This window comes from Cupriavidus sp. DF5525, from assembly GCF_040149425.2.
Taxonomy (GTDB): Bacteria; Pseudomonadota; Gammaproteobacteria; order Burkholderiales; family Burkholderiaceae; genus Cupriavidus; species Cupriavidus pickettii_A.
On sequence record NZ_CP168265.1, the window covers coordinates 204,529 to 223,656 of the forward strand.

General features: G+C 67.3%; 20 protein-coding genes. 11 read left to right on the plus strand and 9 right to left on the minus strand.

What is annotated here, in order from left to right; all coding sequences use genetic code 11:
* Nucleotides 1–33: 33 nt before the first annotated feature.
* From metF to ABNX08_RS01030, 3 genes are read left to right on the plus strand one after another with little or no spacing between them, the layout of a single operon-like run.
* Nucleotides 34–864: a methylenetetrahydrofolate reductase [NAD(P)H] gene (gene metF / locus ABNX08_RS01020; protein WP_022533306.1), complete on the plus strand. Its 831-nt coding sequence runs from the start codon at nucleotides 34–36 to the stop codon at nucleotides 862–864.
* Between the two features lie 8 nt (nucleotides 865–872).
* On the plus strand, nucleotides 873–1,235 hold the full coding sequence (locus ABNX08_RS01025; protein WP_022533307.1) for a TfoX/Sxy family protein: 363 nt from the start codon (nucleotides 873–875) through the stop codon (nucleotides 1,233–1,235).
* Between the two features lie 41 nt (nucleotides 1,236–1,276).
* Complete coding sequence (locus ABNX08_RS01030) at nucleotides 1,277–2,020, plus strand: Mut7-C RNAse domain-containing protein (protein ID WP_022533308.1); 744 nt, start codon at nucleotides 1,277–1,279, stop codon at nucleotides 2,018–2,020.
* A 31-nt stretch (nucleotides 2,021–2,051) separates the two neighbouring features.
* Here the strand turns inward: ABNX08_RS01030 and ABNX08_RS01035 are convergent, their stop codons facing one another.
* Entirely contained in the window at nucleotides 2,052–2,636 is a 585-nt protein-coding gene (locus ABNX08_RS01035; RefSeq protein ID WP_349604750.1) for a 5-formyltetrahydrofolate cyclo-ligase, read from the minus strand.
* A gap of 105 nt (nucleotides 2,637–2,741) precedes the next feature.
* Here ABNX08_RS01035 and ABNX08_RS01040 point away from each other — a divergent pair, with 105 nt between their 5' ends.
* The 4 genes from ABNX08_RS01040 to ABNX08_RS01055 all read left to right on the plus strand — a co-directional run bounded on the left by ABNX08_RS01040 (nucleotide 2,742) and on the right by ABNX08_RS01055 (nucleotide 8,016).
* On the plus strand, nucleotides 2,742–4,694 hold the full coding sequence (locus tag ABNX08_RS01040) for a lytic transglycosylase domain-containing protein (protein WP_022533310.1): 1,953 nt from the start codon (nucleotides 2,742–2,744) through the stop codon (nucleotides 4,692–4,694).
* Between the two features lie 87 nt (nucleotides 4,695–4,781).
* Nucleotides 4,782–5,804 (plus strand): complex I NDUFA9 subunit family protein, encoded by a 1,023-nt coding sequence (locus ABNX08_RS01045; protein WP_022533311.1) that lies wholly within the window; start codon nucleotides 4,782–4,784, stop codon nucleotides 5,802–5,804.
* A gap of 218 nt (nucleotides 5,805–6,022) precedes the next feature.
* Entirely contained in the window at nucleotides 6,023–6,721 is a 699-nt protein-coding gene (locus ABNX08_RS01050) for a glutathione S-transferase family protein (RefSeq protein ID WP_022533312.1), read from the plus strand.
* A gap of 59 nt (nucleotides 6,722–6,780) precedes the next feature.
* Nucleotides 6,781–8,016 (plus strand): multifunctional CCA addition/repair protein, encoded by a 1,236-nt coding sequence (locus tag ABNX08_RS01055; RefSeq protein WP_022533313.1) that lies wholly within the window; start codon nucleotides 6,781–6,783, stop codon nucleotides 8,014–8,016.
* On the opposite strand, the gene ABNX08_RS01060 is transcribed toward ABNX08_RS01055, so the two are convergent.
* Genes ABNX08_RS01060 through ABNX08_RS01085 form a run of 6 tightly spaced genes read right to left on the minus strand, consistent with a single transcriptional unit; the run spans nucleotide 8,013 to nucleotide 13,289 of the window.
* Entirely contained in the window at nucleotides 8,013–8,450 is a 438-nt protein-coding gene (locus tag ABNX08_RS01060) for a universal stress protein (RefSeq protein ID WP_022533314.1), read from the minus strand. The two genes, ABNX08_RS01055 and ABNX08_RS01060, sit on opposite strands and share 4 nt — an antisense overlap.
* A 41-nt stretch (nucleotides 8,451–8,491) precedes the next feature.
* Nucleotides 8,492–9,325: an ABC transporter ATP-binding protein gene (locus ABNX08_RS01065; protein WP_022533315.1), complete on the minus strand. Its 834-nt coding sequence runs from the start codon at nucleotides 9,323–9,325 to the stop codon at nucleotides 8,492–8,494.
* Nucleotides 9,322–10,068, minus strand: a complete 747-nt coding sequence (locus tag ABNX08_RS01070) for an ABC transporter ATP-binding protein (RefSeq protein WP_349604749.1) — start codon at nucleotides 10,066–10,068, stop codon at nucleotides 9,322–9,324. The genes ABNX08_RS01065 and ABNX08_RS01070 overlap by 4 nt, the downstream gene beginning before the upstream one ends.
* A complete protein-coding gene (locus tag ABNX08_RS01075) occupies nucleotides 10,065–11,087 on the minus strand; it encodes a branched-chain amino acid ABC transporter permease (RefSeq protein ID WP_022533317.1) in 1,023 nt (340 codons plus the stop codon). The genes ABNX08_RS01070 and ABNX08_RS01075 overlap by 4 nt, the downstream gene beginning before the upstream one ends.
* A complete protein-coding gene (locus ABNX08_RS01080) occupies nucleotides 11,084–11,980 on the minus strand; it encodes a branched-chain amino acid ABC transporter permease (RefSeq protein WP_022533318.1) in 897 nt (298 codons plus the stop codon). Before ABNX08_RS01080 ends, ABNX08_RS01075 begins: the two co-directional genes overlap by 4 nt.
* 25 nt (nucleotides 11,981–12,005) lie before the next feature.
* Entirely contained in the window at nucleotides 12,006–13,289 is a 1,284-nt protein-coding gene (locus ABNX08_RS01085) for an amino acid ABC transporter substrate-binding protein (RefSeq protein WP_022533319.1), read from the minus strand.
* 192 nt (nucleotides 13,290–13,481) lie between these two features.
* On the opposite strand from ABNX08_RS01085, the gene ABNX08_RS01090 reads away from it, so the two are divergent.
* From ABNX08_RS01090 to ABNX08_RS01105, 4 genes are read left to right on the plus strand one after another with little or no spacing between them, the layout of a single operon-like run.
* Nucleotides 13,482–14,873 (plus strand): ABC transporter substrate-binding protein, encoded by a 1,392-nt coding sequence (locus tag ABNX08_RS01090; protein WP_022533320.1) that lies wholly within the window; start codon nucleotides 13,482–13,484, stop codon nucleotides 14,871–14,873.
* A gap of 13 nt (nucleotides 14,874–14,886) precedes the next feature.
* Nucleotides 14,887–15,915 (plus strand): ABC transporter ATP-binding protein, encoded by a 1,029-nt coding sequence (locus ABNX08_RS01095; protein ID WP_349604746.1) that lies wholly within the window; start codon nucleotides 14,887–14,889, stop codon nucleotides 15,913–15,915.
* Nucleotides 15,912–16,859, plus strand: coding sequence for a carbohydrate ABC transporter permease (locus ABNX08_RS01100; RefSeq protein WP_022533322.1), 948 nt, complete (start codon nucleotides 15,912–15,914; stop codon nucleotides 16,857–16,859). Before ABNX08_RS01095 ends, ABNX08_RS01100 begins: the two co-directional genes overlap by 4 nt.
* A 1-nt stretch (nucleotide 16,860) precedes the next feature.
* Nucleotides 16,861–17,715: a carbohydrate ABC transporter permease gene (locus tag ABNX08_RS01105; protein ID WP_349604744.1), complete on the plus strand. Its 855-nt coding sequence runs from the start codon at nucleotides 16,861–16,863 to the stop codon at nucleotides 17,713–17,715.
* A gap of 10 nt (nucleotides 17,716–17,725) precedes the next feature.
* Here the strand turns inward: ABNX08_RS01105 and ABNX08_RS01110 are convergent, their stop codons facing one another.
* On the minus strand, nucleotides 17,726–17,920 hold the full coding sequence (locus ABNX08_RS01110; protein ID WP_022533324.1) for a DUF2905 domain-containing protein: 195 nt from the start codon (nucleotides 17,918–17,920) through the stop codon (nucleotides 17,726–17,728).
* A gap of 17 nt (nucleotides 17,921–17,937) precedes the next feature.
* The gene (locus tag ABNX08_RS01115) at nucleotides 17,938–19,125 is read right to left on the minus strand and encodes a class I SAM-dependent methyltransferase (RefSeq protein ID WP_022533325.1); all 1,188 of its coding nucleotides are present in this window, start codon (nucleotides 19,123–19,125) and stop codon (nucleotides 17,938–17,940) included.
* Nucleotides 19,126–19,128: the final 3 nt, after the last annotated feature.

Below are 19,128 nucleotides of genomic sequence, written 5' to 3' on the forward strand. Positions count from 1 at the left end.
CCGCGCGCCGCGCCAACGCGGCGCGCCACCATCATGCAAGACCGCTACTTCAGCTTTGAATTCTTCCCGCCCAAGACGGCGGAGGGCACGGAAAAACTGCGCAACACGCGTGCGCAGCTGGCCCCGCTCAAGCCCAAGTACATCTCGGTGACGTTCGGCGCCGGCGGCACCACGCAGCAAGGCACGCTCGACGCGGTGCTGGAAATCCAGCGCGAAGGCATCGAGGCCGCGCCGCACCTGTCGTGCGTGGGCTCGTCGCGCGACAGCATCCGCGAGATCCTGAAAAAATACCGCGAGGGCGGAATCCGCCACATCGTCGCGCTGCGCGGCGACATGCCCTCGGGCATGGGCGAGATCGGCGAGTTCCGCTACGCCAACGAACTGGTCGAGTTCATCCGCGCCGAGACCGGCGACTGGTTCAACATCGAAGTCGCGGCCTACCCCGAGTACCACCCGCAGGCCAAGTCCCCGCGCCACGACCTGGAGAACTTCGTGCGCAAGGTCAATGCCGGCGCCAACTCCGCCATCACGCAGTACTTCTACAACGCCGACGCGTACTTCCGCTTCGTCGACGATGTGCGTGCGATGGGCGTGGAGGTACCGATCGTGGCGGGCATCATGCCGATCACCAACTACTCGCAGCTGATGCGCTTCTCCGATATGTGCGGCGCCGAAGTGCCGCGCTGGGTGGCCAAGCGGCTGGAGAGCTTCGGCGACGACCGCGAATCGATCCGCGCCTTCGGCCTGGACGTGGTCACCGCCCTGTGCGAGCGGCTGCTGGCCGCGGGCGTGCCGGGGCTGCATTTCTACACGCTCAACGCGGCCGGCGCGACCAAGGCGATCTGGCAGCGGCTGAAGCTGTAAGGCGCAACATGGCCACGCGCCGCCCGGATCCCTTCATCGAACACCTGCTCGAACTGATGGGCCCGCTGGCGGCGCGCATCGGGCCTGTCACGGCGAAGCGGATGTTCGGCGGGCACGGGTTGTTCTATGACGGGCTGATGTTTGCACTGGTGTCGGATGGCACTTGCTACCTGAAGGCCGATGACGCGACGCTGGCGAAGTTCGAGGCCGAGGGCAGCGAGCCGTTCCGCTACCAGTCGGCGAAGCGCGTGGTCACCATGCGGCACTACCTGAGCCTGCCGCCCGCGGCGCTGGAATCGCCGGCGGCGATGACGCCGTGGGCGAAGCTGGCGGTGGAGGCGGCGCTGCGGTTGGGGAACCAGGCCGGCTGAGTCCGCGCACGCAGCGCGAAAACGGTGCCATACTCGCCCCCATGGTCACCGCCACCTTCCGCTTCTACGAGGAACTGAACGACTTCCTCGCGCCGGACCAGCGCCGGCGTGACCTCCCCTGCGCCTGCGCACGCGCCGCCACCGTCAAGCACATGATCGAAGCACTGGGCGTGCCGCACACCGAGGTCGAGCTGATCCTGGTCAACGGCGAATCCTCCGGCTTCGAGCGGCTGCTGCAAGACGGCGACCGCGTCTCCGTCTATCCCAAGTTCGAACGCCTCGACGTCTCGCCGCTGCTGCGGGTCCGCGAGCAGCCGCTGCGCGTGATGTGCTTTGTCGCCGATGCCCACCTGGGCGGACTGGCGCACCTGCTGCGCATGACCGGCTTCGACACCCTCTACGACAACCACTTCGAAGACAGCGAGATCGAGCGCATCGCCGTCGACGAAGGCCGCGTCGTGCTGACGCGCGACCGCGAGCTGCTCAAGCGCCGCGGCATCACACACGGCTGCTATGTGCGCGCGATCAAATCCAGGCAGCAGGTGCGCGAGATCTTTGCGCGGCTGGACCTGGCGCGCAGCGCGCGGCCGTTCTCGCTGTGCCTGGACTGCAACGCGCCGCTGCGCACGCTCGATGCCACCGCCGCCGCGGGACGCGTGCCGGATGGCGTGCTCGAGCGCCATCGCAGCTTTTCCACCTGCGACCACTGCCGGCGCGTGTTCTGGGAGGGCTCGCACTGGCGCTGCATGCGCGCGCTGGTGGACGAGCTGGTGCAGGGGGGCTGAGCGCCGCCCGGGCTCCCGTCAGCCTGCCAGGCTAGAACGTCCCCGTTTCCGTCACGATCCAGTCCATCGCGATGTCATGCGGCTGCGCCAGCAGCGCGATGCGGCAGGACTCGTAGCCGATGCCGATCGCCACCGGACGCTGCGGCATGGCCGCCAGCGTGCGGTCGTAGAAGCCGCCGCCGTAGCCCAGGCGGAACTTGTCCGGGCTGAAACCGACACAGGGAATGACCAGCGCATCGGGCGTCACGGCCTCGGTGCCGTCGGGCACCGGGATGCCGTAGTGGCCGGTGGCCATCGGCGTATCGGGCGCCCACAGGTGGAAGTCCAGCGGCGCGCCCGGGCGGCTGACCGCGGGCAGGGCGGCCTGGCGGCCCGGTACGGCGGCGAGCCAGCGCGCGACGGCGTCGCGGGCGTCGAATTCCTGCTGGATCGGCCAGTAGAAGCCCAGGCAGCGCACGGCCAGCCCGGCCAGCAGTTTGGCCAGCGCGGCGGCGATGCGGGCATCGGCCTCGGCGCGCGACGCCAGGCCGGCGCGCAGGGCCAGCAGCCGCGAGCGCAGCGCGCGGCGGTCGCCGTCGGCGGTGTCCGGGGAAGGGATGGCAGGAGTGGAAGACATGGCGTGGGATAATGCCTGCGTCCGAACCAACACGGACGGTGGATGCGGTAGCCTTGCACGACGTTGCGGGCGCCGGCGCCGCCGTCATCGACAAGGAAGCAAAGAATGCTGAAGGGAGTATATCTGCAGCGTGCAGGGCGGGCCGCCTGGATCGCCCTTGCATGTGCACTGCTTGTCACGCCGGTCCACGCGCAGAAGCGCCCGCAGCCCGTGGCACGCCAGCAGCCCGCGGCGATCCCGGGCGATCCCGACGACGCCTTCGCGCAGTTGCGCGAAGCCGCGCGCAAGAACGACGTGGAGCGTGCCTATGCGATCTCGGCCACGCTGGTCGATTACCCGATCCCGTCCTATGTCGAGTACTTCCGCATCAAGCCGCAGCTGTTCGACGCCAGCGGCCTGGCGCGCATCGACGCGCCCGACGACCAGGTGCGCGCATTCCTGCAGCGCTACAAGGGCGAGGCCATTGCCGACCGCATGCGCAACGACTGGCTGCTGGTGCTGGGCAAGAAGCGCGACTGGGCCAACTTCGATGTCGAGTACCCGCAGTTCGCGCTGAAGGACGACACCCAGGTCGAGTGCTATGCGCTGCTGTCGCGCGCGCTCAAGGGCCAGAACGTGGCCGCCGAGGCACGCAGCGTGCTGAGCGACCCCAGGTACTACGGCGAAGGCTGCGTCGACCTGATCGGCTACCTGGTGCAGAGCCGGCAGATCCAGCCCAGCGACGCCGCCTTCCAGGCGCGCCTGGCGCTGGAGCAGAACTTCATCACGCTGGCCGGCAGGATTGCCGCGCTGGTGCCCGACGCACGCGCCGACGGCGACACGCTCGCCACCATCGTCAAGATGGCGCGCAGCGACCCGTCGCAGGCGGCAGCCTACCTCAGCACCGCGCAGGGAACGCTCTCGCGCGACGAGCAGGGCGCGGCCTGGGGCGTGATCGGTCAGTTCGCGGCCAAGAAGCTGCTGCCCGAGGCGGCCGGCTACTACCGCCGCCAGATGGAGCAGGGCGGTAACCAGTGGCTGTCCGATGACACGCAGGAATGGCGCGTGCGCGCCGCGCTGCGCCAGGGCGACTGGAAGCAGGTGCGCCAGGCGGTCGAGCTGATGCGTCCGGAGCTGCGCGCCAAGGATCCGGCCTGGCTCTACTGGTACGGCCGCGCGCTCAAGGCCGAGGGCCGCGATACCGAGGCGCAGCAGAACTTCCAGCAGATCGCCGGCCAGTTCAACTTCTACGGCCAGCTCGCCAGCGAAGAACTGGGCAACCGCATCACGCTGCCCGCGCGTACCAGCGTCAGCGACGCCGAGGCCATGGCCATGCGCACGCGCCCGGGTTTCCAGCGCGCGCAGAAGTTCTATGCGATGAACCTGCGCTTCGAGGGCAACCGGGAGTGGAACTGGGAGCTGCGCGGCATGAACGACCGCGAGCTGCTGGCCGCGGCCGAGTACGCGCGCCGCATCGAACTGCTGGATCGCACCGTCAACACCGCCGACCGCACTCGCAACGAGCATGACTTCACGTTGCGCTTCCTGATGCCGTACCGCGACATCATGCAGCGCGCCACCGACGACGTTGGCCTGGACATGGCGTGGGTGTACGGCCTGATCCGCCAGGAATCGCGCTTCCTGATGAGCGCACGCTCCTCCGCCGGCGCGCACGGCCTGATGCAGGTGATGCCGGCTACGGCCAAGTACGTGGCGCGCAAGATCGGCATGAACGATTTCTCGCCAACGATGATGGGCGATCCCAATATCAACATCCTGCTCGGCACCAACTACCTGAGCATGGTGCTGACCGACCTTGACAGCTCCTGGACGCTGGCTTCGGCCGCGTACAACGCCGGTCCGGGCCGGCCCAAGGCCTGGCGCAGCACGCTGGCGAAGCCGGTGGAAGGCGCGATCTTTGCAGAGACCATCCCGTTCAATGAAACGCGCGGCTATGTGAAGAATGTGCTTTCCAACGCTACGTACTATGCTGCATTGATGAGTGGCCGGCCGCAGTCGCTGAAATCGCGCCTGGGCACGGTTGCGCCGTCGCCGGTGACCACCACCAGCCTGCCCTGACGGGGCCGGCGCCGGGATGCGTTCCCGGCGCAGGGCCTTGCTGGCGCGGGTGCCGCGGCGTGCAGTTCTCTTGGCACGGAGGCATTCATGCAGACCAGCAACGTCCTTGTCATCGGTGGTGCCGGCTTTATCGGCAGCCACCTTGTCTCGCGCCTGGCCGGGGCTGCCTCGGCCTCGGGCGCGCCGCTGGAGCCGGGCAGCAACCCGGATTCCCCGATCGCCCCGCAGCGCATCGTGGCCGGCACGCGCAATGTCGAGCACGCGCAGCACCTGCTGCTACTGCCGCGCGTGGAGGTGGTCGAACTGGGCCTGGCCGACAATGCCGCGCTCGATGACGCGATCGGCTCGCTGGGCGTCGACGGCATCGTCGTCAACCTGGTGGGCGTCCTGCACGGCGAGCGCGCCGAACCCTACGGCGAAGCCTTCGCCAGCGCGCATGTGGAAATGGTGCGGCAGATCGTGGCCTCGTGCCTGTCTACCGGCGTGCGCCGGCTATTGCATATGAGCGCGCTGGGCGCGGACAGCCAGGGCCCGTCGATGTACCTGCGCAGCAAGGGTGACGGCGAGCGCATCGTGCGCGCCAGCGGCCTGGATTGGACCATATTCCGGCCCTCGGTGGTGTTCGGCCCCGACGACCACTTCCTGAACCTGTTCGCCCATATGCAGCAGATGGCACCGGTGGTGCCGCTGGCATGCGCGCATGCGCGCTTCCAGCCGATATTCGTGCAGGACGTGGTGCAGGCCTACCTGAATGCAATGGTGAACCCCGCTACGATTGGCCATGGCTATGAGCTGGGTGGGCCGCAGGTCTACACGCTGGAAGAGCTGGTGCGCTTTGCCGGCCGTGCCTCGGGCCATCCGCGCCCGGTGATCGCGCTGCCCGATGCGCTGGCGCGCGTGCAGGCCACCATCATGGAGCACATGCCGGGCGATCCGCTGCTGTCGCGCGACAACCTGGACTCGATGCAGCTCGACAACGTGCTGGAACGCCCGCTCGCGCCCGAACTGAACCTGCATCCCGCCAGCCTGGAGTCGGTGATGACCGACGCGCTGGCCGGGCGCAATCGCGACAAGGCGCTGACGCATATGCGCGCCAGCGTGCATCGCTGACGTCGCGGGATCGGCCTGTCCGGCCTGTCCGCTATGTGACCGGAATTCATATCGGTTGCGAGTGCAATTCACTTTGATACGCGCGGCCGGGCTGGCAAAATGACCGATCCGGCGCGCGGCTGCCACGCCGACCGTGCGCAGGGGCACCGCCCCGTGCGCAGGCCGCTGGCGCCGCGACTGCGCCGTCTCCCTCCGTCTCCTCCCCCAAGGATCCCACGATGAAGCTCATCATCGGCAACAAGAACTATTCTTCCTGGTCGCTGCGCCCGTGGCTGCTGCTGCGCCAGGCCGGCATCGAATTCGAAGAGGTGCAGGTGCGCCTGTTCACCGGGAACTTCGCCGCCGAGATCGCGCGCTATTCGCCCGCGGGCAAGGTGCCGGTGCTGATCGATGGCGAGGTCACCGTGTGGGACTCGCTGGCGATCGCCGAATACCTGGCCGAGCGCTTCCCGGAAAAAAACCTGTGGCCGGCCGACCGCGCCGCGCGCGCGGTGGCGCGCGCGGTCTGCGCCGAGATGCATTCGGGGTTCGGCAACCTGCGCAACCAGTTGCCGATGAACGTGACCGCGGTGCTGCCCGGGTGCGGCTGGAACGTCGCCGTGCAGCGCGACGTCGACCGCATCGCCGCGATCTGGGGCGGGCTGCGCGCGCAGCATGGCGCCGCCGGCCCGTTCCTGTTCGGCGAGTTCACGGTGGCGGATGCGTTCTTCGCGCCGGTAGTGAGCCGTTTTGCCACCTACGGCATCCATCTTCCCGATGAAGCGGAGGAGGCCAAGGCCTATGCCGACTTCATGCTGGCGCTGCCGACCATGCAGGAATGGATCGTCGCCGCGCGCGAGGAACGCGACTTCCTCGCCGACGACGAGCCCTACCGCCTGGCCCCCGATCGCCCCGATGCGATAATCGTCAACCACTAGCAACACCGCCGGCGCCGGGGCTGTGCCCCGCGCGCCCGGCACTTGACGAGGCCAGAACGATGCAGGTGTATGCCGTCGGCGGCGCGATCCGCGACGAATTGCTGGGCAAGCCCAGCCAGGACCGCGACTACGTAGTCGTCGGCGCGACCCCGCACGAGATGGAAGCCGCGGGCTATCGCCCGGTCGGCAAGGATTTCCCGGTCTTCCTGCATCCTGAGACCCATGAGGAATACGCGCTGGCGCGCACCGAGCGCAAGACCGCAATGGGCTACAAGGGCTTTGCCTTCTATTGCGAGCCCGATGTCACGCTCGAGGACGACCTGGTCCGGCGCGACCTGACCATCAACGCGATGGCGCGCGCCGTCGATGCCGACGGCAACCTGGTCGGGCCGGTGATCGATCCGCATGGCGGCCAGCGCGACCTGCAGGCCCGGCTGTTCCGCCATGTCTCCGACGCCTTTGCCGAAGACCCCGTGCGCATCCTGCGGCTGGCACGCTTCGCCGCGCGCTTCCACGATTTCACCGTCGCTGCCGAAACCATGCGGCTGATGCGCGAGATGGTCGCCGCCGGCGAAGTCGACGCGCTGGTGGCCGAACGCGTGTGGCAGGAGCTGGCGCGCGGACTGATGGAAGCGCGCCCGTCGCGCATGTTCGAGGTGCTGCGCGAATGCGGCGCGCTGGCGCGGCTGCTGCCCGAGCTCGATCGCCTGTGGGGCGTGCCGCAGCGCGCCGACTACCACCCCGAGGTCGATACCGGCGTGCATGTGATGATGGTGATCGACTGCGCCGCCGCGATGGGCACGCCGCTGCCGGTGCGCTTTGCCGCGCTGGTGCACGACCTGGGCAAGGGCACCACGCCCGAGGACGTGCTGCCGCGCCATACCGGCCACGAGATGCGCAGCGTGAAATTGCTGGAGGACGTCTGCACGCGCCTGCGCGTGCCCAACGAGTGCCGCGACCTGGCGCTGGTGGTGGCGCGCGAGCACGGCAATATCCACCGCTCGCTGGAGATCGGCGCGGCGGCCGTGATGCGCCTGCTCGAACGCTGCGATGCATTGCGCAAGCCGGCCCGCTTTGCCGAAGCGCTGCAGGCCTGCGAGGCCGACATGCGCGGACGCAAGGGCTTTGAATCGAGCGCGTACCCCCAGGCGGCGCGCTTGCTGACCGCGCTGGACGCAGCGGCGGCCGTCGACGCCGGCGCGATCGCGCGCGCATGCGCCGACGATGTCAGCCAGATCCGCGACCGCGTTCATGCGGCGCGCGTAGCGGCGGTGGCGCAGCGGCTCGGGAGCTAGCGATAAACCAGCACCGGAATCTTCGTATGCGTCAGCACCTTTTGCGTTTCGCTGCCGAGGACCAGTGCCTGCACCCCGCGGCGCCCGTGCGATGCCATCACGATCAGGTCGCAGCCCCTGGCCCCGGCCGTATCGATGATGGTCTCGTAGACGTGGTCGCCAGTGACGCAGGTGGTTTCACACTTCACGCCCGCCGCAGCTGATTCCTCTGCGATCTTCGCCAGGTATGCCTCGGCCTGGCTGTACATCTCCTTCATGTAGTGCTCCGCGATTTCCCGCCGCGTAGGGGTTTGCAGGCGGAACGTGTCGTAGTGGCTCACGACCTGTATCGCCGTGATGCTGGCGTGGATTCCCTGGGCCAGCGCGATCGCTTTGCGGTAGGTCGCCTCGGACAGTTCTGAGCCGTCGACCGCCAGCAGCATATGCTTGAACATTTGGGTCTCCTTGCAAACCGGCGCCTGCCATCCCGTCCGGGTCAGGCACCGAGAAACAGCCGGCCGACCTCCGGGTCCCGGCTCACTTCGCCTCCGGTGCCGGCCATGGCCAGCTGCCCGGCCACCAGGACATAGCCGAGGTCGGCGAAGGCGAGCCCTTTGCGGGCGTTCTGCTCGACGAGGAGGATGGTCTTGCCCTCGTCTTGCTGCAGTTGGCGCAGGAGTTCGAACACCAGATCGACATAGCGCGGCTCCAGCCCGATCGAGGGCTCGTCCACCAGCAGCACGGCGGGGTCCATCATCAGCGCGCGCGAGATTTCCAGCAGCCTGCGCTCCCCACCGGAGAGCACGCTGGCGCGCTGGCCGCGCCGTTGCGCGAGCGCGCCATGGCGCTGGAAGATGCGCTCGGCGGCGGCCGCGGCGTCTCGCGGGTGCCGCATCAGGTACCCGCCCATCAGCAGGTTTTCTTCCACCGTCATGTCGGGGAAGATCGAACCCTCCTGCAGCACATAGGCCACGCCTGCCTGCCGCAGCTTCTGCTCGGCACGCAGGTGGGTGACCGGCGCGCCGGCCACGGCGATGGTCCCCGACATGACCCGGGCCAGGCCGTAGATGGCGCGCAGCACCGTTGACTTGCCCGCGCCGTTCGGGCCGATCAGGCACAGCGAACTGCCGCGCGCCACGCGCAGGCTGAAGCCGTGCAGGATCTCCATGCCGCCATAGCCGGCGACCAGGTTGTCCACGGCGACCATCGGCGTGCCGCCGGCCAGTCGTTCGAGTTGCGCGACGGTTGGCCGGGGGCGCGAGAGGGCGGCGGCGAGCGTGGCGGCGGGCGCGTGGGCAACCGGCCGGGCCGCGGTGCGCGCGGTGATCATGGCTGTCCTCCCAGGTAGGCCTCGATCACTGCGCGGTTGGCGGTGATCTGCGCCGGCGAACCCTGCGCCAGCATCTCGCCATGCGCCAGGCAATAGACGTGGCCGGCCAACTGCATCATGACCCGCATATTGTGTTCGATCACCAGCAGTGCGATGCCGAGCCGCGCATTGATGTCCCTGAGCAGCGCGATCAGGCTGTCGATCATCACCGGGTTCACGCCAGCGGTCGGCTCATCGAGCAGCAGCAGCCTGGGCTCGTTCATCAGGGCCATGGCGATCTCGAGCAGCTTCTGCTGTCCGAACGAGAGGTCGGCACCGCGCTGGTCCAGGTGGTCCTCCAGGCCGGCAAAGCGCAGGATCTGCCGGGCCCGTTCCGTCACCGCCGGCGTCTGCCGCGTGCACATCGCGCCGAGTCCTTCATGCACATGGGGCACGCTGACCAACAGGTTCTGCAGGCAGTTCATCTTGCCGAACAGCCGGGTCTGCTGGAAGGTGCGCACCAGGCCCAGGCGGGCGATCTCGGGGACGCGCAGGCGCGAGATCTCGCGCCCGTCGAACATGATCGATCCGCCATCGATCGGGTGGTAACCGACGATGGAATTGAACAGGGTCGTCTTGCCCGAACCGTTCGGCCCGATCAGGCCCACGATGCTGCCGTGTGGCACCTGCAGGGAGATCTCATGGTTGGCGACGACACCGCCGAAGCGCTTGGTGACGTCGCGCACCGCAAGCAGGTCGGTCATGGCGCGGCGCTCCCCGTCATGTGGCGGCGCTTTGCACTGGGTTCGCGCAGCCAGCCCATGATGCCGGTCGGGAACAGCACCACGATCAGCACGATCAGCACGCCCAGCGCAACGCGCTGCCAGTTCAGCAGGTAAGTCCAGAACAGCTCCTGGGTGAGGTGGAACAGCGCGGCGCCGATCACCGGCCCCCACAGCGTGCCCTTGCCGCCCAGGATTGCCATCACCACCATCCACACGCCGAAAGTAGCGCCGGCAAAGGCCAGCTCGCGCGGATCGATGAAGCCCACCAGGTTGCCCGTCAGGGCGCCCGCCATGCCGAGGAAGACGGCGCAGACGCACCAGGCCAGGATCTTGTAGCGCGTCGTGTGCAGGCCGAGCGCCTCGGCCTTGTCCTCGTCGTCGCGAATGGCATTGAGCGCGAGCCCGAACGGGCGCGCGTAGAGCCAGCGCAGTGACAGCAGGGTCGCCACGGCCAGCACCAGCATCGCGTAGTAGAAGAACGGCTCGCGGCTGCCTGCCGCGCCCGGGAATAGCGGCAGCGTCATGCCCGATCCCGCGCCGATGAAATCCCAGCCGGCGGCGGCATCGGCGCAGGCGATGCCCAGGCCCAGCGTTCCGATGGCGAAGTAGTGGCCGCGCAAGCCCAGCATGGCCGGACCCAGCGCAAGCGCCGCAGCCACAGCCGCCAGCGCCGCCAGGCCGGTACCCGCGGCCAGGCCGGCGAAGTATCCCAGCCCGAAGTCGCGCTGCGCCACCGCGCAGACATAGGCGCCCACGCCGAAGAATACGATGTTGCCGAAGGAGTTGTAGCCCATCTGCCCGCCCATCACGTCCCACGTCAGCGCGAACAGCACCATCAGCCAGAGAAAGGTCAGTTGCGTGGTGATACCGGCGAACAGCCACGGCGCGATCAGCGCGCCCAGGCTGCCCGCCAGCAGCGCCAGCCAGGCAGCCCGGGCGGCCGGGGTGACCGGGACCTCCGATGCGGGCCGGCGCGCGCCGCGCAGGTGCGGGTTCATCGCAGGTAGCCGCGCCGCCGGCGCAGCATCAGGTTGCGGCTCACCAGGATCGCCACCAGCAGGGCATACAGGAAGGCGGTCTGGTATTCGGTACCGAGCAGGAAGCCGGCGTAGTTCTCGGCAATGCCCAGCCCACCCCCGGCGCCGAGCACCGGCAGCATGCTGCCAAGCCCGGCCACCACCACGATCATGAAGGCGCGCACGGTATAGGGCAGGCCCAGGTAGGGGTGGATGATCCAGGTCATTGCCACCAGTCCGCCGGCCGCGCCGCAGATGGCGGCATTGAGGGCGAAGGTCGAGGCGTAGATACGATCGGCGTCCACCCCCAGCACACGGGCAGCGCGCGCGTTCTGGGCGATTGCCCGGATCGCCTGGCCGCGGCGGGAATGCCTGAGGAACAGCATCAGGCTGGCGCCCAGCGCCAGGGCTGCGGCGAACGCCGCCAGCTTGATCTTCGGCACCACCAGTCCGCCCGGCAGCAGCAGGCTGCCCAGCCCCGCATCGACCGTGCGCACATTGGCGCCGAATACCAGGTTGGCGAGCTGCTGCAGCACGATGCTCAGGCCGAAGGTGGCCAGCACCGAGACAAAGAGATCGCGCTCGACCAGGCGGAAGATGACGATGCGATAGAGTCCCCAGCCCACGCAGTACATCACCGCCGCGGCAACCGGCACGGCCAGCATCGGGGGCACGCCCTTGCCGACCAGCCAGATCACGATATAGCCGCCCAGCATCACCAGCTCGCCCTGGGCCACGTTGATGAGGTTCATCACGCCCCATACCAGCGCCATGCCGTAGGCGGCCAGCGCGAAGATCGCGCCGGCCAGCAGGCCATCCACCACGAGCTGCAGGTTAAGCTCGGGGCTCTGGACGAGGACCGCGAGATTGGTCATCTGCGTCAGGCCGCGCAGCAGCCCCTTATTTGCGCCGCGCCCAGGCAGGTGCCGGATAGATGACCTTCGACGACGCCCACTTGGCCGGCGCGACCACCTTGAACTTGCCGTCCTGTACCTGGTACAGCACCATCGACTTGGCGATGTTCTTGCCGCTCTGGTCGAACTTGAGCGGGCCGTAGAACGTCATCAGGTCGGAGGCTGCAAGCGCGTCGCGGACCTTTTCCGTATCGAACGAGCCGGCGCGCTCGAAGGCATCGGCGAAAGCCAGCACCGCGGCGCTGGATTCGGCCGCCTGGTAGGGTGCCTCGTAGCGAAACTCCTGCTCGAAGCGCCGCGCATACTGGTCGGCCGTGCCGAACCAGCGGTCCTTGTAGCTCAGCGAGCGGTCCCATTGCGAGCCGCACACCGCGAATTCCGCGCTCTTGCCGAACTTCTCGATGATTTGCGCGGAGTCGCAGTGGGTCAGGGCCAGCATCGGCACGTCGATGCGCATCTCCGCCACTTGCCGCACCGCCAGCACCGCGCCCTTTTCATGGCCGGATACCACCAGGATGTCCGGCTTGAGCGCCTTTACCTTGGCCAGCGTGGCCGACATGTCGTTCAGCTCGGGCGGCAGCTTGTCGTCTATTACCACCTGCATGCCAAGGCGTTTCGCATCCTCTGCCACGCCGTCGCGCACGTCCTGCGAGAAGTTGTCGTTCTCGATGGCGATGGCTACCTTCAGGTTCTTCGGCGCCTTGCCCGCCCGCTGCGCTTCTTCGGCGGCAAGGTTGATGGCCGCACGCAGGTAATAGTCGGATGTGTTGAGCACCGCGAACATATAGCGGTAGCCCTGCGTGAACAGGTTGCGGTCCGCGCCGTTGCCCTCGACCATCGGAATCCTGTACTTCTCAGTGACCGGGGCGATGGCCTTGGTCAACCCGGAACTGTAGGGCCCCAGGACGAACTTCACGCCGTCCTGGCCGATCAGCCGCTCGGCCAGTTGCGCGCCGCGTGCCGAGGTGGATTCGTCGTCGTAGTAGAGGACCTTCAACTGATAGGCCTTGCCTCCGACCTTGACGCCCCCCATCTCATTGACGCGCTTCACGGCAAGGTTGTAGCCGTCCTGGGTGTTCTTGCCATTGGTGGAGTACTTGCCGGTCAGGGAGACCGCGGCACCGAGGATGATGGTGTTGCCCTCCACCTTGGCGGCGGCGGGGACCGACACGGCCAGGCCAAGACCGGCCAGGGCGCAGACGGTGGCATGGCGTAAATGGATAGCGTGCCTGGGATCGCCTGGCGAGCTTCGTGCAGATGCGTTTTTCATGGCACCTCCTCACTCTCTCCAACGTAGGACTCATTTCTGAAAGCGGAAGTGCCGTATGTCACGGGTCCATCACTCCATGAGGTGTTCCCGGGATTCCCTAATCATGAAATGAGGCCTACGCTTGAGTTGATCAGGTAGATCGTTGCTCGACCGGGATGGGAGCCGACCGCTTTCTCGCATAAGGAGATAGCCATGGCCAAGACAGCGCATCCAGGTGGTACCCACGTGGCAGTCGCCACCAGCCCCAATCCGCATACCAATACCGGCCGGCGCAGATTCATTCGGACCGCAGGGGCCGCTAGCCTCGTTGCCGGCGTCGGCCCCTTCCTGATCCCGCACTACGCCCGCGCGGCAAAGCACACGCTCAAGATCCTGCAGTGGAACCACTTCGTGCCGGGCTACGACAAGTGGTTCGATGACACCTATGTGAAGGAGTGGGGCCAGAAGAACGACACCGAGGTGGTGGTCGACCACGTCGGCATTCCGGCGCTGGCCACGCGCGCGGCGGCCGAAGTGTCGGCGCAGAAGGGGCATGACCTGTTCATGTTCCTGTCGCCGCCGCCGGTCTACGAGGAGCAGGTGATCGACCATCGCGAGCTTTATGAGGAATGCCAGCGCAAGCATGGCAAGCCGATGGAGCTGGCGATCAAGAGCACGTACAACCCGAAGACGAAGAAGTACTTCGGCTTCTCGGACAGCTTCGTGCCGGACCCGATCAACTACCGCAAGGACCTCTGGGACGACGTCGGCATGAAGCCGCCGGACACCTGGCTGGACGTCCTCGCCGCCGGCCGCAAGATCAAGGCCAAGCGCGGCATTCCGGTTGGCGTCGGGCTGTCCGCGGAACTCGACACCGCGATGGCGATGCGCGCCATCCTTTATGCCTTCGGCGGCTCGATCCAGGATGACCGGCACACCGTGGTGCTGAACTCGAAGAACACCCTGGAAGCGGTGAAGTTCGTCAAGGCGCTGTTCCAGGAGACCATGACGCCGGAAGTGCTGGCATGGGACCCGTCGTCCAACAACCGCGCCATGCTGGCGGGCAAGATCTCGCTCTGCCTGAACGCCATCTCCATCACCCGCGAGGCCGAGAACAAGAACCTGCCGATCGGGCGGGACATCTGGCTCACGCAGGCCCTGCAGGGGCCGGTGCGGCGCATCGCGCTGGAGCACGTGATGGACTGCTACGTGATCTGGAAATTCGCCGAGAACATCGCCGGCGCGAAGAAGTTCCTGGTCGACTATATCGACAACTTCCGGCAGGGCTTCCTGGGCAGCGAGTTCTACAACTTCCCCTGCTTCCTCAGCACCGTGCCCGACCTGCAGAAGCTGATCGCCGACGACCAGAAGGCCACGCCGCGCGACAAGTACAAGGTGCTCGGCGCGCTGATGAACCAGGCGACCAATGTCGGCTACCCCGGCTACGCCAACGCGGCCGTCGACGAGATCTTCAATACCTGGGTCCTCAACACCATGTTCGCCAAGGCAGCCACGGGCGACGAGACGCCGGAGAACGCGGTCCGGATCGCCGATGCCGCGTGCAAGCGCATCTTCTCCAAGTGGCGAGACAAGGGCATGGTGTAGCGCGCGGCTGGATATGGCTTCAGTAGAAGTTCGCTCGCTCACCAAGCATTTCGACGGTGCCAACGCGGTCGATAACGTCGACCTTGGCGCCCGCGATGCCGAGTTCCTGGTCCTGCTGGGGCCGTCCGGCTCCGGCAAGACCACGCTGCTGCGCCTGATTGCCGGGCTCGAGGCGCCGAGCCGCGGCGACATCCTGGTGGACGGCCGCGTCGTCACGGCGCTGCCGCCCAGGCTGCGCAACATGGCGATGGTGTTCCAGAGCTACGCCCTGTACCCGCACCTCAATGTGTTCGACAACATCGCCTTTCCGCTGCGGGCCAGGCACATGTCGCGCGAGGAGGTCGGGCGCAAGGTGGACTGGGCTGCGCAATTGTTCGGCATCGGCCATCTGCTGCAGCGCAAGCCGCGCCAGCTGTCCGGCGGCGAGCGCCAGCGGGTGGCGCTGGCGCGCGCGGTGGTGCGCGAGCCGGTGGCGTTCCTGCTCGACGAGCCCTTGTCCAATCTCGACGCCAAGCTCCGGACCTCGGCGCGCGACGAGCTGCAGCGCTTCCAGCGCCGGCTGGCCATCACCACCATCTACGTCACGCATGACCAGATCGAGGCGCTGGGCCTGGGGGACCGCATCGCCATCCTCGACCATGGCAGGATTCACCAGATCGGCACGCCGCAGGAGGTCTATGAACATCCCGCCAATCTCTTCGTCGCCACCTTTATCGGCTCGCCGCCGATGAACCTGATGGAGGCCGACGGGGTCGTGACCGGATTCCGGCCTGAGCATTTCCTGCCGCGCGAAGCCTATCCCGCAGGGGATGCGCTGCGAGCCTTTGTTGTGGACGTGACGCGCATCGAGAACCTGGGCTCGGACCGCCTGGTGTACGGCAAGCTGGAAGCGCCGCTGCCGACGGCCAGCGTGGTCTCGCGCATTCCCTGCACGGTGACGGTCCCGATCGAGGCCGGCACCGGCCACCGGTTCGTGGTGCGCGAGCGCGACCTGCGCCGCTTCGATGCGAAATCCGGGGCCAGCCTGGGAGCCGCGCCGTGAAGCCGCAGCACATCGCCACTGGGCAGCCTGCGCAGGACGTAGCGCGACAGCCCGCGCAGCGCCTGGCCGACGACGACCGCTGGCTCGGCCGCGCCATGCTCGCCCCGGCGGTGATCTACATCGCCTTGCTGGTCGGCTTTCCGTTCATGCTGTCGATCTACTACAGCCTTTCGGATGCCACGGTAGGCAGCCAGGTGCTGCACTTCGTCGGCCTGGAGAACTTCCGGCGCGTGCTGGAAAGCAATACGTTCTGGCGTTCGCTGCGCAATGCGCTGGTCTTCACGCTGGTGTCGCAGGCGCTGGTGGTGGTGCTGGCCAAGATACTGGCAATGGCCCTGTACCAAGACTTCCGCGGCAAATGGCTGGTGCGCCTGCTGATCCTGCTCCCGTGGGTGGCGCCGATCTCGCTCGGCACCATCGGCTGGCTGTGGATCTTCGATCCGGTCTACAGCATCATCAACTGGACCTTGGCCGCGGTCGGGGTTCTGGGGCCGCACAACTGGCCGGTGTGGCTCGGCCAGCCGGAACTGGCGATGGCCTCGGTCATCGTGGTGGACGTCTGGCGCCTGCTGCCGCTGGCCACGGTGATCATCCTCGCCGGGCTGAGCGGCATCCCGCAGGACATCCACGACGCCGCCGCCATGGATGGCGCCGGCTTCTGGAGGCACCTGTTCCTCATCAACATTCCGCTGTTGATGCCCATCATGCTGGTGGCGCTGCTGTTCGGCATCGTGTTCACCTTCACCGACATGATCATCATCTACGTGCTGACCCGCGGCGGGCCATACGACACCACCCAGGTGCTGGCCAGCCTGGCCTTCTTCACCGGCATCCAGGGCGGCGACCTGGCGGAAGGGGCCGCCATCTCGCTGTTCCTGTTCCCGGTGCTGGTGGCGGTCGTGATCGTGCTGCTGACCGTGGCGCGCCGCACCGAGGTGACCTGAAATGCGCCCCGCTGCCATCACTTGGCGACGCTGGGCCGCGCGCGGCGCCCATTTCGGCGTCGTCGCCGCATTTGCGACGTTCTGCGCGTTTCCCTTCTACTGGATGCTGATCACGACCTTCAAGGATGTGCACGACCTGATCAACACCGCCAACAACCCGTTCCTGTTCAACCTGCCGCCGACGATGGAGAACCTGCGGATACTGTTCGGCGAGACCCGCTATTTGCGCTGGGTGTTCAATACCCTGGTCGTGTCCGTAGGTGTAGTGCTGATCACGCTGCTCCTGGCCGTGCCCGCCGGCTACAGCCTGGCCCGGCTGTCGGGGCGATGGGGCCGGCAGTGGGCCATCGGCATCTTCCTGACCTACCTGATTCCGCCCACCATCCTGTTCATCCCGTTTTCGCGCATCATCGGCACACTGGGCCTGCAGGATTCGCTGTGGTCGCTGGTGCTGGTGTACCCCAGCTTCACGGTGCCGTTCTGCAGCTGGCTGATGATGGGGTTTTTCAAGGCTGTGCCGCGCGACATCGAGGAAGCCGCGATGATGGACGGCCTGAGCCGCTTCGGCGCGTTCCTGAAGGTGGTGGTGCCGCTGTCGTCGAGCGGGATACTGACCGTGGTCATCTTCAGCGCCACGCTGGCGATGCAGGAATTCGTCTATGCGCTGACCTTCATCACCAGTTCGTCGCAGTACACGGTGAGCGTCGGCGTGCCGACCTTCCTGGTGCGGGGCGATGTCTATTTCTGGGGTTCCCTGATGGGCGCCTGCCTGATCGTCAGCGTGCCGGTCGCTGCGCTCTACAACAGTTTCCTTGACCGTTTCGTTGCCGGGTTTACCGTCGGCGCGATCAAGTGATTCCGTAAAACTAAAGCAGCTTGCCGATCACCAGCGCGATCAGCGAAATCAGGATCGTCGATGCAAACGGCAGCACGAATTCGCGTCCGAACACGCGGAAGCGCACGTCGCCGGGCAGTTTTCCCAGCCCGATCTTCTGCAGCCACGGCAGCGCCGCGGACAACACGATCACGCTCAGGAAGATGGTGAGGGTCCAGCGCAGCATGGCGGCCTCCGGTGCCGTTACAGCGTGTGGCAGCGGTCGCCGCGGGCAAAGCCGTCCATCGGCTCGCTGTCATCCAGGCCGCGCGTGAGCGCGATCACCTTGAACAGCTCGCCCATTTCGGCTTCGGACAGCAGCTTCTGCACGGCGTTGGCCTGCGGCAGGAAGGCGCGCGCGTCGGACGGATCCAGTGCCGTCAGCAGCTCGGTGATGCCGGCGTTCATCAGGAAGCGCGCCTGCGAGGCAAAGCCCGACACTGTCAGGCCCGCATCCACGGCGGCCAGGGCGATGCCGCTGAAGTTCACGTGCGCGGTGATGTCCTGCAAGCCGGGGTAGAGGAACGGATCCGGGTGCGCATGATGGCGGTAGTGGCACATCAGCGTGCCGCCGGCGCGCTGCGGGTGGTAGTACTCGCCGGCCGGGAAACCGTAGTCGATGAAGAAGGCGGCGCCACTTGCCAGCATGGCGCCCACCGCGCGCGTGAAGCCCTCGGCTTCGGCGTGGGTCTCGGTGACCAGGTCGTGGTTGCCTGGGATGGCGCGCAGGGTCTCCGGCACGTCGGCGTCGGCCAGCGAGCGGTCCTCGAAGCGGAAGGCGCGTTCGCCATCGTCGCTGCGCACCACGCCGCGCTCATGCCAGCGGCCGCCGTTGCGCGCGTAGAGCTGCACCGGCATCGCATCCAGTACTTCATTGCCGACGATCACGCCTGCGAAGGTGTCCGGCAGCGTGTCGAGCCACGTGACCCGGTCCGCCAGGTGCGGTGCGCGCTGCGCCAGCGTGGCCTGCTGGCGCGCGCGCAGTTCGCCCGACAGCTCGACGATGGCGTACGACTCCGGCAACCGGCCTTCCTGCTCCAGCCCCAGCAGCAAATCCGCCGCCAGCCGCCCGGTGCCGGCGCCGAATTCCATCACGCCCGGCAGGCCCCGGGCCAGCAGCGGCGCGAACTGGCGCGCCAGCGTGCGCGCGAAGAAGGGGCTCAGTTCGGGGGCGGTGATGAAGTCGCTGCCGTCGCGGGCGTCGCGCCCGAACTTGGCCGAGCCGCCGCTGTAATAGCCCAGGCCCGGCGCGTACAGCGCCAGCGCCATGTAGCGGTCAAAGCCGATCCAGCCGCCGGCTGTATCGATGGTTTCGCCAATACGGGCCGTAAGGGTATCGGAGGCGGCCTGCGCGTCGGCGGGGGGAAGGGGTAAACTAGCGGCTTTCTGCATCCC

Excerpts from the sequence above, each read along its gene's own strand:
- ABNX08_RS01035 (WP_349604750.1), bottom strand. The coding sequence starts at position 2,636 with ATGTCTTCCACTCCTGCCATCCCTTCCCCGGACACCGCCGACGGCGAC.
- ABNX08_RS01085 (WP_022533319.1), bottom strand. The coding sequence starts at position 13,289 with ATGAAAAACGCATCTGCACGAAGCTCGCCAGGCGATCCCAGGCACGCT.
- ABNX08_RS01060 (WP_022533314.1), bottom strand. The coding sequence starts at position 8,450 with ATGTTCAAGCATATGCTGCTGGCGGTCGACGGCTCAGAACTGTCCGAG.
- ABNX08_RS01040 (WP_022533310.1), top strand. The coding sequence starts at position 2,742 with ATGCTGAAGGGAGTATATCTGCAGCGTGCAGGGCGGGCCGCCTGGATC.
- ABNX08_RS01080 (WP_022533318.1), bottom strand. The coding sequence starts at position 11,980 with ATGACCAATCTCGCGGTCCTCGTCCAGAGCCCCGAGCTTAACCTGCAG.
- ABNX08_RS01025 (WP_022533307.1), top strand. The coding sequence starts at position 873 with ATGGCCACGCGCCGCCCGGATCCCTTCATCGAACACCTGCTCGAACTG.
- metF (WP_022533306.1), top strand. The coding sequence starts at position 34 with ATGCAAGACCGCTACTTCAGCTTTGAATTCTTCCCGCCCAAGACGGCG.
- ABNX08_RS01050 (WP_022533312.1), top strand. The coding sequence starts at position 6,023 with ATGAAGCTCATCATCGGCAACAAGAACTATTCTTCCTGGTCGCTGCGC.
- ABNX08_RS01045 (WP_022533311.1), top strand. The coding sequence starts at position 4,782 with ATGCAGACCAGCAACGTCCTTGTCATCGGTGGTGCCGGCTTTATCGGC.
- ABNX08_RS01095 (WP_349604746.1), top strand. The coding sequence starts at position 14,887 with ATGGCTTCAGTAGAAGTTCGCTCGCTCACCAAGCATTTCGACGGTGCC.
- ABNX08_RS01105 (WP_349604744.1), top strand. The coding sequence starts at position 16,861 with ATGCGCCCCGCTGCCATCACTTGGCGACGCTGGGCCGCGCGCGGCGCC.
- ABNX08_RS01070 (WP_349604749.1), bottom strand. The coding sequence starts at position 10,068 with ATGACCGACCTGCTTGCGGTGCGCGACGTCACCAAGCGCTTCGGCGGT.
- ABNX08_RS01115 (WP_022533325.1), bottom strand. The coding sequence starts at position 19,125 with ATGCAGAAAGCCGCTAGTTTACCCCTTCCCCCCGCCGACGCGCAGGCC.
- ABNX08_RS01030 (WP_022533308.1), top strand. The coding sequence starts at position 1,277 with ATGGTCACCGCCACCTTCCGCTTCTACGAGGAACTGAACGACTTCCTC.
- ABNX08_RS01075 (WP_022533317.1), bottom strand. The coding sequence starts at position 11,087 with ATGAACCCGCACCTGCGCGGCGCGCGCCGGCCCGCATCGGAGGTCCCG.
- ABNX08_RS01110 (WP_022533324.1), bottom strand. The coding sequence starts at position 17,920 with ATGCTGCGCTGGACCCTCACCATCTTCCTGAGCGTGATCGTGTTGTCC.
- ABNX08_RS01065 (WP_022533315.1), bottom strand. The coding sequence starts at position 9,325 with ATGATCACCGCGCGCACCGCGGCCCGGCCGGTTGCCCACGCGCCCGCC.
- ABNX08_RS01090 (WP_022533320.1), top strand. The coding sequence starts at position 13,482 with ATGGCCAAGACAGCGCATCCAGGTGGTACCCACGTGGCAGTCGCCACC.
- ABNX08_RS01055 (WP_022533313.1), top strand. The coding sequence starts at position 6,781 with ATGCAGGTGTATGCCGTCGGCGGCGCGATCCGCGACGAATTGCTGGGC.